At 69.1% G+C, this 13,407-nt stretch carries 12 protein-coding genes and 2 pseudogenes; 7 read left to right on the forward strand and 7 right to left on the reverse strand.

What is annotated here, in order from left to right:
* Window positions 1–54 precede the first annotated feature (54 nt).
* Window positions 55–987, reverse strand: coding sequence for an alpha/beta hydrolase fold domain-containing protein (locus tag ABZX85_RS20065; protein ID WP_355870043.1), 933 nt, complete (start codon window positions 985–987; stop codon window positions 55–57).
* Window positions 988–1,249: 262 nt separating this feature from the next.
* On the opposite strand from ABZX85_RS20065, the gene ABZX85_RS20070 reads away from it, so the two are divergent.
* The 3 genes from ABZX85_RS20070 (at window position 1,250) to ABZX85_RS20080 (ending at window position 4,088) form a co-directional block, all read left to right on the forward strand.
* Entirely contained in the window at window positions 1,250–1,858 is a 609-nt protein-coding gene (locus tag ABZX85_RS20070; protein ID WP_355870045.1) for a TetR family transcriptional regulator, read from the forward strand.
* A gap of 192 nt (window positions 1,859–2,050) precedes the next feature.
* Window positions 2,051–3,031 carry a zinc-binding dehydrogenase gene (locus ABZX85_RS20075; RefSeq protein ID WP_355870048.1) on the forward strand — a complete coding sequence of 327 codons (981 nt, stop codon included), beginning with the start codon at window positions 2,051–2,053 and terminating at the stop codon, window positions 3,029–3,031.
* Between the two features lie 61 nt (window positions 3,032–3,092).
* Window positions 3,093–4,088, forward strand: coding sequence for an alpha/beta hydrolase (locus ABZX85_RS20080; RefSeq protein WP_355870050.1), 996 nt, complete (start codon window positions 3,093–3,095; stop codon window positions 4,086–4,088).
* 72 nt (window positions 4,089–4,160) lie between these two features.
* Here the strand turns inward: ABZX85_RS20080 and ABZX85_RS20085 are convergent.
* Together ABZX85_RS20085 and ABZX85_RS20090 are read right to left on the reverse strand one after the other, a co-directional pair.
* Window positions 4,161–4,482, reverse strand: a pseudogene (locus ABZX85_RS20085) (IS5/IS1182 family transposase); the annotation flags it as partial.
* 202 nt (window positions 4,483–4,684) lie between these two features.
* Window positions 4,685–4,882, reverse strand: a pseudogene (locus ABZX85_RS20090) (winged helix-turn-helix domain-containing protein); the annotation flags it as partial.
* Window positions 4,883–5,397: 515 nt separating this feature from the next.
* Here ABZX85_RS20090 and ABZX85_RS20095 point away from each other — a divergent pair.
* Both ABZX85_RS20095 and ABZX85_RS20100 read left to right on the forward strand, forming a co-directional pair.
* Entirely contained in the window at window positions 5,398–6,204 is an 807-nt protein-coding gene (locus ABZX85_RS20095; RefSeq protein WP_355870053.1) for a pectate lyase, read from the forward strand.
* Window positions 6,205–6,215: 11 nt separating this feature from the next.
* Window positions 6,216–7,025, forward strand: a complete 810-nt coding sequence (locus tag ABZX85_RS20100) for an endo-1,4-beta-glucanase (RefSeq protein ID WP_355870056.1) — start codon at window positions 6,216–6,218, stop codon at window positions 7,023–7,025.
* Window positions 7,026–7,198: 173 nt separating this feature from the next.
* Here ABZX85_RS20100 and ABZX85_RS20105 read toward each other — a convergent pair whose 3' ends face one another.
* Window positions 7,199–7,852: a transposase family protein gene (locus ABZX85_RS20105; RefSeq protein WP_355870059.1), complete on the reverse strand. Its 654-nt coding sequence runs from the start codon at window positions 7,850–7,852 to the stop codon at window positions 7,199–7,201.
* Window positions 7,853–8,341: 489 nt separating this feature from the next.
* On the reverse strand, window positions 8,342–9,319 hold the full coding sequence (locus ABZX85_RS20110; protein WP_355870062.1) for a LacI family DNA-binding transcriptional regulator: 978 nt from the start codon (window positions 9,317–9,319) through the stop codon (window positions 8,342–8,344).
* Window positions 9,320–9,487: 168 nt separating this feature from the next.
* On the opposite strand from ABZX85_RS20110, the gene ABZX85_RS20115 reads away from it, so the two are divergent.
* Together ABZX85_RS20115 and ABZX85_RS20120 are read left to right on the forward strand one after the other, a co-directional pair.
* Complete coding sequence (locus tag ABZX85_RS20115) at window positions 9,488–11,014, forward strand: FAD-dependent oxidoreductase (protein ID WP_355870065.1); 1,527 nt, start codon at window positions 9,488–9,490, stop codon at window positions 11,012–11,014.
* Window positions 11,015–11,101: 87 nt separating this feature from the next.
* Complete coding sequence (locus tag ABZX85_RS20120; RefSeq protein WP_355870067.1) at window positions 11,102–11,569, forward strand: DIP1984 family protein; 468 nt, start codon at window positions 11,102–11,104, stop codon at window positions 11,567–11,569.
* 309 nt (window positions 11,570–11,878) lie between these two features.
* On the opposite strand, the gene ABZX85_RS20125 is transcribed toward ABZX85_RS20120, so the two are convergent.
* Both ABZX85_RS20125 and ABZX85_RS20130 read right to left on the reverse strand, forming a co-directional pair.
* Entirely contained in the window at window positions 11,879–12,313 is a 435-nt protein-coding gene (locus ABZX85_RS20125; RefSeq protein ID WP_355870070.1) for a hypothetical protein, read from the reverse strand.
* A 276-nt stretch (window positions 12,314–12,589) separates the two neighbouring features.
* Window positions 12,590–13,150 (reverse strand): TetR/AcrR family transcriptional regulator, encoded by a 561-nt coding sequence (locus ABZX85_RS20130; RefSeq protein ID WP_355870073.1) that lies wholly within the window; start codon window positions 13,148–13,150, stop codon window positions 12,590–12,592.
* Between the last annotated feature and the right edge of the window lie 257 nt (window positions 13,151–13,407).

A 13,407-nucleotide genomic window follows, 5' to 3' on the forward strand; every position in this document is an offset into this window, starting at 1 on the left:
CGTCGAACGGGCGGTAGCCGTCTGCCGCTGCTCGGCTCTATTTCCGCCGGGCTGTCAGGGCGTTTCCGGGGAGATGGCTTCGCGTACGTGGCGGGCGATCAGAGCGTAGATCTCCCTCGCGGTCTCCGGGTCCTTCTGGTCGTAGCCGTGGTCGGCACCGGGGACGTCGTGATGTTCCACCAGGGCGCCGGCCTTGCGCAGTCGCTCGGCGTAGCGTGTGCCTTCGGCCCGGAGCAGGTCGTGCTCCGCGGTGACGACGACGGCGGGGGCGATGCCGGTGAGGTCGGCGGTGTCCGACGGGTGGGCCGGAGAGGCCAGGGGGTCGCTGCGGCGGGTCCGGTCCGGCAGGTAGGCGTTGTCGAAGATGTCGGCCATCCACGGCCGGAGCATCGGTTTGGCGACGACGGAGCGTTTGTCGCGGGCGTCGGTCGCCAGATCGAGCGGGGGATAGTGCAGGACCTGGAGGGCGACAGACGGAGTCCCCTTCTCCAGGGCCTGGCGGGCGACGGCCGCGGCGAGCGCGCCCCCCGCGCTCTGCCCTCCCACAGTCAGCCGGCCCCCGTCCCAGCCGTTGTCGGCCCCGTTCTCCGCCACCCACCGCACCACCTCGTACGCCTGGCGGGGCGGCGCGGGGAAACGGAACTGCGGGGCGACGACGTACTCCACGTTCACCACCGCCACCCCGGCCTCCGCCGCGAGGAGACGGCACAGCGGGTCGTCGAGTTCGATCGGGGGCAGCACATAGCCACCGCCGTGGAAATTCACGTGGACCGGTACCGGCGTGTCCTTCGGAGGATGCGGCAGGTACACGACGGCACGGGCCGGGGCGACGGAGGTCGGGATGGTGAGCTCGAATCCGGTGCGCGGGTATTCCGGGTACCGCGTGTGCAGGTGCTTGGCCACGTGCCGGCCCGACAGCAACGCGTCGAGACGCTGAAGCACCCTGGCCGCAGCCGCGGCCACGACCGGCCTGGAGAGAAGAGACATCGGGGGGTCCGTTCGACTGGCTGGGGTTTCTCGGCCGACCTCGGTATCGGTCCGGGTCTTCGGGCTCTTCTCGGGAAGGGCGAGGAGGACACGGCCAGGTTAGGCATCTCCGGCCGCACGGCCACACGACCACGGACCCGAAACGGCGCTCTCGCCCGGTACCGGGGTACCGCCTGGCCTCCACCTGGAGGATGACTGTCCCGAAGGGCCGACCGGAACGACGGACGCCGCCGTCGGCCGGGCCTGTGCTAGCTTCCGGGAGGTGAGCATCCAGCCCGATCTGCGGGAGCGCCGCCGGCGCGCGACACAGGCGGAGATCGAGGACGCCGCGATCGGCCTCTTCGAACGACAGGGTTTCGACCGCACGACGGTGGACGAGATCGCCGCCGCGGCCGGGGTCTCACCGAGCACCTTCTTCCGGCACTTCCCGACGAAGGAGGACACCGCGTCGGGTGCCAACCGGGCCTTCGAGGCCGCGCTGACGGCACGCCGGGACGCCTTCGGGCCAGGCGTTCCGCGGCTGCGGGACGTGGAGGCGGTCGTGGCGGATGCGCTGGAGGAGTTGGTCACCGCGCGCGCCGACGTGACCGCGCGCATGGTGCGCGTCCGCCGTGTGGTGATGGGGGACGCGGTGCTGCGCGGCGCGATGCTGCGCCGCGAGGTCGAGCAGTGTGAGCGCTTCGTCCGCCTGCTCTCTCCTTCCGCCGGCGAAGTCGACCCTGCGGTCCGGATGCTGGCGGAACTGGTCAGTTCCGGTCTGCGGATCACCTTCGACGAATGGGCGGCGCGACAGGGTCAGGACGGCGGCCCCGGCCTCGTCGAGGTCTACCGAGGCACCTGTTCCCTGCTGCGCACGGCCGTTTCGGACTGACAGCCGCTCTTACTTCGCAGGAAGAACTCCGGCCCGGTGCAGGGCCGTTCATTGGGCTGCCCTCCCGAAAGTGAAAGTAACTATCTTCATGGGAGTCACTGTCATGATGACTCATGCTAGCTTTGTGAATGTCGCTCCCTGTTCTGGCTTTCCCCCCTCCCCCGACTCGCCCCCCTCAGGAGGAAGTACCTCATGCGCGCATTGGTACTGGACCGGCCGGGCACCTGCGACACCCTGCGCGAGGCGGAGCTGCCGGTCCCCGAACCCGGTCCCGGACAGGTGAGGGTCAGAGTCGAAGCCTGCGGCCTCAACCCGTCGGACTACCAGCGGGCCGCCTACGGCATTCCGGAGTGGGAGTGGCCCGCGGTCCTGGGCCTGGACGTGGTCGGCGTCATCGAGGCCCTGGGTGACGGAGTGACCCATGTCGGGGTGGGGCAACGGGTGGCGTACAGCGGCGACATCCGGGTGCGCGGCGGGTTCGCCGAGTACACGGTGACGGACTCCGCGGCCCTCGCTCTCGTCCCCGAAGGGCTGGAGCCGGCCAAGGCCGCCGCCCTGCCGTCGGCCGGGCTGACCGCCTATCAGGCGGTGGTCCGTCGTCTTCGTGTCGGTGAGGGCGACACCGTGCTGATCACAGGAGGCGCGGGCGGAGTCGGCGGGTTCGCGGTGCAGTTGGCGTCACACAGGGGAGCCCGCGTCCTCGCCACCGAGGCAGCCGCCAACACCGATCATGTGAAAGCACTCGGCGCCGACGAGGTCCTGGACTTCCGCAACGACGACATCCCCTCCCGCGTGCGAGAACTGACCGGCGGACGAGGGCTGTACGCCGTCGTGGACACCATCGGCCCAGACTCCGCCACCGCGAACCTCAAGTTGCTGGCACACGGCGGCGGCCTCGCCGCTGTCGCGGGACGCCCCGACCTCACCGCCGTACCGCCCTTCGGCATGGCCCCCTCGGTTCACGAGATCGCGCTCGGAGCCGCGTACACGGTCGGCGACGACCGCTCCCGCAGGCAGCTGTCCACGATGCTCACGGAACTGCTCGGACTGGCCGCCGAGGGCCGGATCGATCCGATGCTCTCGCGGACCGTCGCTCTGGAGGACGTCCCGGCGGCCCTGGTCGAACTCTCCGGCCGGGGAGTGCGCGGCAAGGTCGTCCACGTCAACGGCTGAACCACCGGCTTCGGCCGGCGGAGTGCGTCCCGCCCAGGCATCCGACACCGAGGAGAAGCCCATGACAGCGCTCCCGACCTCGCCCGCCCTCGACCCCGAGGTGGCCGCCGCGCTGGCCGCGATACCGGGTCCCCTCCTCGGTGACTTCACCCCGGAGGGAATCGCGGCGGTGCGTCGTGGCGTGGCCGCCGCGTCCCCCACGGACGAACAGTTGAGCCAGAACGGGTACTTCGAGGTCGAGGACCGTCCGGTGCCGGGCCCGCCGGGAGCTCCCGACATCACTCTGCTGATCTGCCGGCCACGAGGCGCCACGGCCTCCCGTCCGGTGCTCTACCACGCTCACGGCGGCGGAATGATGTTCGGCGACAGGCGGTCGGGGCTCGACACCCTGCTGCGGTCGGCGCGTGAGCTGGAAGCCGTCGTGGTGTCCGTCGAGTACCGGCTCGCGCCGGAACACCCGCACCCCGCACCTGTCGAGGACGTCTACGCCGGCCTCGTATGGACGTCCGGCAACGCCACGGGGTTCGGAGGTGATCCCCATCGGATCGTCCTCGCGGGCACCAGCGCGGGCGGTGGGCTGGCCGCCGCGACGGCTCTCCTCGCCCGCGACCGGCAGGGCCCGCGCCCCGTCGCCCAGTTGCTGCTGTGCCCGATGCTGGACGACCGCGACGACTCCCCGTCCGCTCGCGAGACCACGGACCTCGCGACCTGGAACCGGGCCGCCAACAAGGCGGGCTGGACGGCTCTGCTCGGTGACCGACGCGGGAGCCCGGATGTCCCTCCGTACGCGGCACCCTCGCGGGCCGACGACCTCTCGGGACTGCCTCCCGCCTTCCTGGACGTCGGGTCGGCCGAGATCTTCCGCGACGAGGTCGTCGCCTACGCCTCTCGCATCTGGCAGGCGGGCGGAGATGCCGAACTGCATGTCTGGCCCGGCGGGTGCCACGTCTTCGACGAGTTCGCCCCACAGGCGGCGATCTCCCGGGCGGCGCTGAGCGCACGGTCCGACTGGCTGCGCAGAATCCTCGCGCAGGCACCCTCCGTGTCCGGGCGGTGAATCAGGATTCGGTGCCGGCCGAATGCACGGGGCCACCCTGCTCCGAGGGTCGAACGCGTCGTGCGGGGCTTTGGGCGTGGTCGTGGGGCGGCCTACCGGTCTGGGTACGCGGAAGCGGTTCATGACCTGGGTGAACGCGGGTGCGTCGCCTACCTGGCAGGGTGAGACGACGAACGCCGGCGGTCGGGAGCGGCTGTCCGCGGCGAGGTGGACTGGTGGTCGGCCCGCCGCGGGACCGTCCGAGGCATGGCCACCCGGCCGGCCCCTTTTGACGTGCCCCGGCGGCGTGTGGGTGAGCACGGACGACGGCCGAGCCGACCGCGACGACCCGGCCGAGGTCGCCTTCGGCATCGGCATCGGCATCGGCATCGGCGAGCAGAGCGGTGAACACTTTCGTCGTGGCGGGGCCGGTAGATCAGCCGGGTCCGCCGTCGGGATCGGCCACAGACTCGGATGACGGGCGTGTGGCCTCGGCGGGCCCGGGCATGGGCGACCAGCCGCGTCATAGAGAAGCCGGGCTCGCCCTCGGAGACGATCCCAGGCGTCGGGCGCAGCCACCGGGCTTCCACGTGCGGCCAGGTCTCCTTCACCCTTCCGGTGACATGGTCTTCGTCGCGTTGGGCAGCCCGTCTGGCCGGCACCTGGCAGGGGAAGCCGTGTCGGATCAGCAGGTCACGCACTCTTTGCGGGGCGCAACTCTTGTGAAGGCGACGGCCGATCGCCGTCTTGATCCTCGACACAGTCCAGCCGCTGGTCGGGCCGGCCGAACACAGGGCCCGGGGAGCGCAGAACATCGACGAACTCGCCGAGTGGACTCAGCGTGCTTCGAACGTACTCCTGACAGCGATCGGGATCTGCCGCCATCTGCTCAGGTGCCGATGTACTCCGGCGTCGGCCACGATCGGCCGCGTGCTGAGGATGGCGGTGACGCCCTGGACCGGGCGGTCGGCACCGTCGACGCCCCGCACTCGGTCGAGGCGCACATCTCCTGACTGGTCGAGAGCAAGAAGGTCCACTACATCGCGGTGACCAAGACCAACCAGCCCACCGCCGACGCTTCACCGCCGCCGGGGCGGAAATTCATGGGTGACATCAAATTGCCGACGCTCAAAATACGCGAAGGTCCACAACCCTGGACTCGGACGCCCCGGGCTTCGCTCTCGCCTCGGACGCGGCTCGCGGGGCTCTCAACCCGACGCGAGCCCCGCACACCACCGTGACACCCCGGTTCTTCCAGGCACGGCGCGCCCGAAACACGTTCGGATCACTCGGCGTGCACATGACGTGGACTCATAGTGATGCTTCCTGCATGAAGCACCGCACACACATACTCGCTCCGCTGGCCGCCGTACTCCTGGCCGCCGGACCCGGTCTCGCCGTCGCCGACTCCTCGGCGGGGTCTGCCGACGAGGCCGTCACCAGACCCACCGCGGACTGGCCGGCGGCCAAACGCACACAGCGGGTCTCCGCGACCATCCCGGTCAGCGGGAACCGCAACTTCGACTTCACGCGCTTCGTGGGGAGCGGCGCGCTCGGGGGCGGGGACCAGAGCGAGAACCAGCCGCCGGTTCTCGAACTCGCCGACGGAGCCACGGTCTCGAACGTGATCATCGGCTCCCCGGCCGCGGACGGCATCCACTGCCGGGGGACCTGCACACTGCGCAACGTCTGGTGGGAGGACGTCGGCGAGGACGCGGGAACCTTCAAGAGCACGCGCGCGGACCAGACGATGACCGTCGACGGCGGAGGCGCGCGCAAGGCCGCGGACAAGGTGTTCCAGCACAACGGTCCCGGCACGTTCGTCATCCGCAACTTCCAGGTCTCGGACTTCGGAAAGCTGTACCGCTCGTGCGGGGTCTGCAAGAAGCAGTACCAGCGCCACGTCGTGATCGACAACGTCACGGTCGGCGCGCCCGGGGTCGACGTCGTCGGCATCAACCCGAACCTCGGCGACACGGCCAGGATCACCCGGGTCACGATCGTCGGAGACCGGAGCCGGAAGATCGTCGTCTGCCAGAAGTTCCGCGGGGTGACCTCGGGTGAGCCGGTCAAGACGGGTGCCGGACCCGACAGCAGGAACTGCCTCTACCGCACGTCCGACATCAGCTACCGGTAAGGACCGAGACCATGACCGTTTCCCGACCGCGCGCCCTGGCCCTGGCCGCCGCCACCGCCGTCGCCGCTCCGCTGCTCCTCGTCCCGCAGTCCGCTCAGGCCGCCGACAACTGCACGGCGTTCAACACGATCAGCGCCTCGCCGTACTACCTCAACAACAACGTGTGGGGCCAGCAGGGCGCCAGCGGCAAGGAGTGCACCTGGCTGAACTCCTACCGCAACGGCAGCCTGAACTGGGACACCACCTTCGACTGGACCGGCGACCGCACGAGCGTGAAGGCGTACGCCAGCGCGGTCCTCGGCTGGCACTGGGGGTGGAAGGAGAAGAACACCCGGCTGCCGATCCGCCTCGACAGCGGACGGCACGTCACCTCCAACTGGTCGTTCAAGCTCACCCAGAACAGACCGTCGATCCTGAACGTCTCGTACGACCTGTGGTTCCATCAGAAGGCCGACCCGGACTGGAAGGACCAGCCGCACGACGAGATGATGGTCTGGCTCAACCGCCAGAACGGCGCGGGTCCGCTCGGCACCAAGCGCGAGACGCTCAGCGTGGGCGGGGTCGCCTGGGACCTCTACGTCGGGAAGATCGTCAACAAGGACTCGGCCGGGAAGATCACCAGCAGCTGGAACGTCTACTCGTTCGTCCGCCGCGCCAACACCACCAGCCAGACGACCGACCTCACCGGCCTCACGGACGCCCTCGTCCGCCGCCGCCTCCTGTCCGGGACGTCTTACCTGACGAGCGTGGAAGCGGGCACGGAAGTCTTCACCGGCACCGGCCGGCTCACCACGACGGCGTACTCCGTCAACATCCGCTGACCACAAGGTCCCCGAACAACCGAAGGGCTCTACCGGACCTCTCCGGCAGAGCCCTTCGGCCACGGAACTCCGCATCGTCAAGCCCTGCCACACACAAGGCACAGTCTCAGACGATGAGGTTGTCGTGACACTTCTCCTCGGGAACGGGCAGCACGATGCCCCAGTGAGCTTCTTCAGTGTTGCCGCTCCAGCGTGAGGATGGCCTTGGCGATCGACGTCATTCGATTCGGGCTGCATCGAGACCTGCGGAAGATGCGCCAGGACTTCAGGCGGGCGACGCCGCGCTCGACCGGCGCTCGTGCAGCGGCCAGTACCCGGTTGAGGGTCGCGGATGATCCGGTGGGTGCGGGCTGGGGGCACCCCCTCTGGGGGACGGTCAGGTCGTGAGTGCGGCCCGGCAGAGCGGGTGAGAGCCACGGCAGCCGACCGTCGGGGTCGGTGACGACCTGCACGTTCACGCTGTGGCGCCGGTGTTTGTGGGAATAGTCGGCCCGTCCGTCGCCGATCCGGTCGCACTCGGCGAGGGTGCCGTCCAGAAGGACGAAGTCCGCCATGGTCTCGCGCAGGACCCTCAGCAGACCCGGTGCCCGGCCGGCGAGCAGGTCGACGACCTGGCTGGTGCAGGCGTGGGCGGTGGACTCGCTGATCCCGAACCCGGCGGCGATCTTTGCCAGGGTGGTGTGTTCGCGCAGGTACACCAGTGCCACCATCACGCGTTGGGACGGGCGGAGCTTGCAGCGGCGGTCGCCCTCACGAGTGACGATCAGCATCGTCACCCACTCCACCAGGGCGTGCGGCAGGTCGAGTGCGGCAGGACGGATGACCAACGAGGCCCCCGAGCAATGTGATGGAGACGTCAGACATCTCGATCAACAGCCCGGGAGCCTCGCTCGTTGCGTTTCACCGGCCATCACCTGATCGGTAGCCAACTCGAAGAAGCTCACTCAGCCGCATACACGGAAGTGCTGCTCGACAGGTGCGGGCCACGTCACCGAAGGCCCGCACGGTGAGGATGCCGTCGGACGAGGTGAAGAAGCCCGTGCCGGTGGTCTTCGAAGCGGTTCGGCGTCGATGATCTGGACCTCCCAGGCCGAAGCCGGCGAGGGCGACGGTTCCGAAACCGACCCGGACCTGAGCCCACTGCGGGAGGAGGTGAAGAGCGACATTCTCATCAGCCTTGCCTATGGGCGTCCACTCACGCTCCATATGCATCCTGCACCGGTGCACGACCAGGGGCATTTGCCCTCAGCCTCACAAGTGACCCCGCCAGTCACCAGCGGCACGAGGCCGACGCCGGCGATCCTCGGGAACCCCGGTCACCGTACGAGCGTGGACGAGGCGCGGACCGTGAGCCGGACGGGGGCGGTCGTGGGGGCCGGGGTGGGTGTGGGTCTTTCGATCAGCCGGACGAGTGCGGTCACGGCAGCCGCCATGGACACGTCGGGGGCGAGGGACAGGGTGGTAACCGGAGGGGCTGTGCCCATGTACGCGGGGTCCTCGCTCGCGCAGACGAGCAGCAGGTCCTGGGGTATCCGCACGCCGACGCGGGCGGCGCTCTCCAGAACGCGGCGACCGCAGTAGTCGTAGATCCCGAACACGGCATCGGGACGGTCACGTGACGAGAGGAGGCTGTCGAGGTGGCCGCCGGGTGCCTTGGAGTAGGTGTCCGGCACGACCTGGGGTGCGCGACCGTGTTCACCGCACCAGTCCGTGTAGGCGGCCACGCAGGTCCGCGTGTAGTGCTCCTCTCCCGGGCCCGCGAGGAGGGCGACATCGCGGGCGCCCTGGGCGGTCAGATGGTCCAGGACGAGACGGGTCGCGGCCGTGTGGTCGTTGTCCACCCACACTTCCCCCGGCATCGGCTCGGCGGGACGGCCGTCGAAGGCGAGCGGAACGCCACGGCCTCTCAGGGCCTCGGCGATCGGGTCCCCCGCGGGACTGTCGATCAGGACCACCCCGGCGACATCCAGCGCCGGCCACAGATCCTCGTCGCTCAAGGACGGGAGCGTGGTGAGCGCGTAGCCGTGACGGTGCGCGGTGGCTGTGGCCGTGACGATCGACTGAGCGAAGTACGGAACATGCATGAAGTTCCAGTCCGTACGGCCGTACGTCGTCACGGCCAGACCGAGCGTGCGCGCGACCGCGGCACCGCCGTAGCCGAGCAGCGAGGCCAGTGCCCGGATGCGGGCACGGGTGCCGGGAGTCATGCGGCCGGTGCCCTTCAGGGCGTGCGACACGGTGGCCGTCGAGACCTCGGCGGCGCGTGCCACTTCGGCCAGGGTTACCCGGGTCATAGGTCACAGAGTACGAGAAGCGTTGTTCACGCGGTTCAGTTCGACGGATTTCGTCGCGAGAGGGAGGTGGCAGTCAAGGCGTTAACCAAGCAGGGTTCTCACTGCACCGCGCGGCCGTCCCCCCTTCGGACAGGAGAACTTCTCATGCCTTCTGGTGGCACACCCTGGATGAGGGCGCTTCGCGCGCGGCGTGACGCGGCGGCGCAGAGCTCGGCCGAGGAGACAGGCACGACCCGGCGTACCGTGCTGCGCGGTTCGCTCGCCATGACGGGGGCGCTCTCCGTCGGCGCTGTGGGACAGTCGGCCTTCGCAGCGCCCGAGACGGTGCGCAGCAGCCCGCACGACGCACGCGTGGTCGTCGTCGGCGCGGGCCTCGCGGGACTCACCGCTGCCTACCGGCTCGCCCGGAAAGGCGTCCGGGCCCAGGTGTTCGAGGCGAGAGCCGACCGGGTCGGCGGTCGCTGCTGGACCGCGCGGGGCTTCGCGAGCGGCCAGGTCGCCGAGCACGGCGGTGAACGCATCGACACCCGGCACACCCACATTCGGAAGCTGGCCGCCGAACTCGGCCTGATTCTGGAGGAGGAGAATCCCGACCGGCGGCACGGCGAGCGCGGGGTCACCTACCTCCAGGGCGCGGTGCGGAACGAAGCCGCGGTCTACCGGGACATGGACCTCGTGGAGAAGCGCCTCAAGGCGGACGCGCAGCGCATCGGCAGCTACTTCGCCGACCACGCCTCCCGCGCGGCCCGCGACTTCGACCAGCTCACCGTACGCGACTGGCTCCAGGCCAACGTTCCCGGCGGCATGGGCTCGTTGCTGGGCGCGGCCATCGCAAACGGCGTCGCCACGTTCTATGGCAACGACGCCGACGAGCTGAGCGCCATCAACCTCATCGAGCAGTACTTCGGGCCCGCCGGAGCCGATGAGAAGTACCACGTCAGGGGCGGCAACGACCTGATTCCCCAGAAGTTGGCCGGCGCGCTGCCGAAGTCGGCCCTGCACTTCGACGCGCCGCTGCTCGCCGTGCGCCGGACCGGCGACACCTATCGGCTGCGTTTCGGAGGCGTCCAGCGGGAAGTGGTCGCGGACCACGTCGTGTTCGCGCTGCCCTTCACCACTCTGCGCCGTGTCGACCTCGACGGCTCGGGGCTCAGCGCCCGTAAGCGTGAGGCGATCGACAACCACGGCATGGGCACGGACGCCAAACTGCTGCTCCAGTTCGACCGGCAGTTCTACCGGTTCGACGACTTCAGCGGGCGGATCACCAGCGACAACCCCTTGTTCACGAGCTGGGACACGTCCTCCTACCAGACGGGCGCGGAGGGCCTGCTCACCCTCTTCGTCGGCGGCTGGACCGGCTCCTCCCAACCCGCCGAGCGTCCGCACGCCGTGCCGTCGGCCGCCGTCACGGCCGCCGCGCTCGGCCATCTCGACCGGCTTGTCCCCGGCCTGAAGCGTTCGTACAACGGCAAGGGGTGGCTGGACTCCTGGGTCGACGACCCGTGGGCCCGCGGTTCGTACTCCTCGTACCGGCCGGGCCAGTACACGAAGTACTGGGGCTGGACCGGCCGCCGCGAGGGCCGGTTCCACTTCGCGGGTGAACACACCAGCACGCACAGCCAGGGCTACCTCAACGGCGGTGTGGAGAGCGGTGAGCGGGTCGCGCGCGAGGTGCTCACCGCACTGGGCCGATAGGGGGGCGATGTTCGACGCGTGTGCCACGGCTGGATCAGCTTTGTCCACTCGCATGCACTCGGGGGAGATCAGGAGTTGAAGGGACCAGTGAAACTTGCCGAGGCTCTCGCGGAGCGCGCGGAGGCCACACGCCGGCTGGAGCAGTTGCGGGCGCGGATCGTCACGAACGCGCGCTACCAGGAAGGGGAGGTTCCTCCCGAGGACGCGGCCGAGTTGCTGGGCCAGGCGGCCGAGGTGCTGGACACCCTGGAGACCCTGATCCGGCGGATCAACCGGACGAACGCCACCGTGGAGTTCGGGTCCGGCACACTGACCGACGCGCTCGCCCGCCGGGACGTCCTGCGGATGCGTCACTCCGTGATCACCGCGGCGGCGGACGCCGCGGCGGGCTCGGACGACTACGGCTCCGGTCGGCAGCTCCGCTCCGAGCTCAGGGTGCTCTCCGCTCTGCCGGTCAAGGAGCTCCGCGCGCAGGCGGACGGGCTCGCCCGGGACATCCGGGAGGTCGACACGGGTATTCAGCAGGCGAACTGGACGGTCGATCTCCTGGACTGATCTCTCCGGTACATCACAGCGTGTGGAGCAGGTAACTGTTTCGGAGGCGTGCACACACCGAGGGCCGGCGGTTCCGGCCCACTTGTGGGGCGTGAAGAGCAACGCGGGGTTCGAATCCCCTTGAACAGCGCAGCTCAGCACAGAACACAGGTGACAGCGCATGCCGCACAGCACATCACCACGTGCAGATCCGAAGCAGTGAGGGCGGGTCAGGGGATTCCACAACGCAGGGCGCCGTACAAGTACGAGCAGTCGCCCCACTCCGCAGCACGGGCCTGCCACTGGTGCCGGGCGAGTGTCGGTCCGCGGTCAGCCTTCGGAGCGTCGGCCGCGTTCGACGGTGCCCCGGGGCAGCACGTAGCCCCACCAGTCGGCGACCATGGCCGGTGTCTCGGCTCCCTCGACCTGGAAGGTGCACCGCCTCAGCACCTTGTAGCCGCCGTCCTTGGGAACGACGTCGAGGACCTCGAAGGTCGGCAGGATGCGCTGGCCCAGATGGACCGGCGAGATGAAACGGACCCTGTCCAGGCCGTAGTTGAGCGCCCACGTCGCCGTGGAATCGGTGCTCGTGGACAGGCGTGAGACGGCGTCGACCATGGCAAGCAGCCAGAAGCCCTCCACGAGGGTGTCGGGGAACTCCTCGACGTCGTCGGGATATGCCGTGTCGAGCCAGGTGGCTTTGTGGAAGTACCGGCTGTCCTCGGCATCCAGGGTGAAGGGCTCACCCTGGATCGTGGTACCCACGGTGCTCGGCAGATCATGGAAAGAAGTCCCGGTGCCGTTCATGGCTGCACTCCGATCAGTTCGGCGAGTCGGTCCCACGCGGTGATGGTCCGGCGATGTCCGTCGGCCTTCAAGGTGTTCTGGCACACATGATGAAGCACACGATATACAGCAGTCGCTATATTTTAAAGCGCCGAGCCACACCGTCGTGGAAACCGAGCCGCACGCGTCAGCAGCGGCCGTCTACCGAACAGGCGAAGCGGACCCGCCGATCCACGGCGCATCCGCCTCCCCGGCTCAGCCCGTCGGAAGTTCCGCCGGGGAGAACATCCCGATGAAGCGCCGCAGCACAGCCATCTGGCGCTCGGGGGTCCAGATCTCCGGGTGCTCCACCACGGACAAGGCCATCCCGGACACCCAGACCCTCACCAGATCGACCGCCCCGTCCAGCTCGTCGGCCGGGACCATCTCCTCAAGCCCTCGCACCAGGACTGCCCTCATCGCCGGCTCCATGCGCCGCAGGTGCTCACCGATGATGGGCTCCGCGCCCTGGTGTGTCAGCAGCGCCACCCGTGCGCGCTCCTGCAACAACCCCTCCTCGGTGTCCGGCAGAAACCACTCAAGGGCGACCCTCAGCCGTTCACGGGGGTCCGTGATCTCGTCCAGATCACCGAGGATGGCGTCCGCATCGGCCAGTACGTATTCGAGAACAGCGTTGAGCAGGGCCTCACGGTTGGCGAAGTAATGCGTGATCAGCGTGATCGATCCCCCCATCCGCCGCGCGATCTTCCGCAACGTGAGTTCAGTCAGCCCTCCCTCGCTCAAAGCCTTCAAGGACGCCACGACGATGTCGCGCACGCGCTCTTCCGGGTCCACATATCTCGGCACCAAGACCTCCCCGCCGCTCAGCCGTACACGTTACCGGTCATCGTTATACAACAGACGCAACATAGTCGAGGACTCATAGAGCGCCGTTAGCCGTGGTCCGCCAAACCCGGCGGCGGTGCGGGTAGGTCGGCACTGCAACCATGCGCGTGGGCCGGCGGTGGCTGGGCAAGACCGGCATCGTCACAGTCACCGCGGTGTGGACCGACGGCCGGTTCCACTACCAGTCT

It is taken from the genome of Streptomyces sp. NPDC004539 (genome assembly GCF_040610055.1).
Lineage (GTDB): Bacteria > Actinomycetota > Actinomycetes > Streptomycetales > Streptomycetaceae > Streptomyces.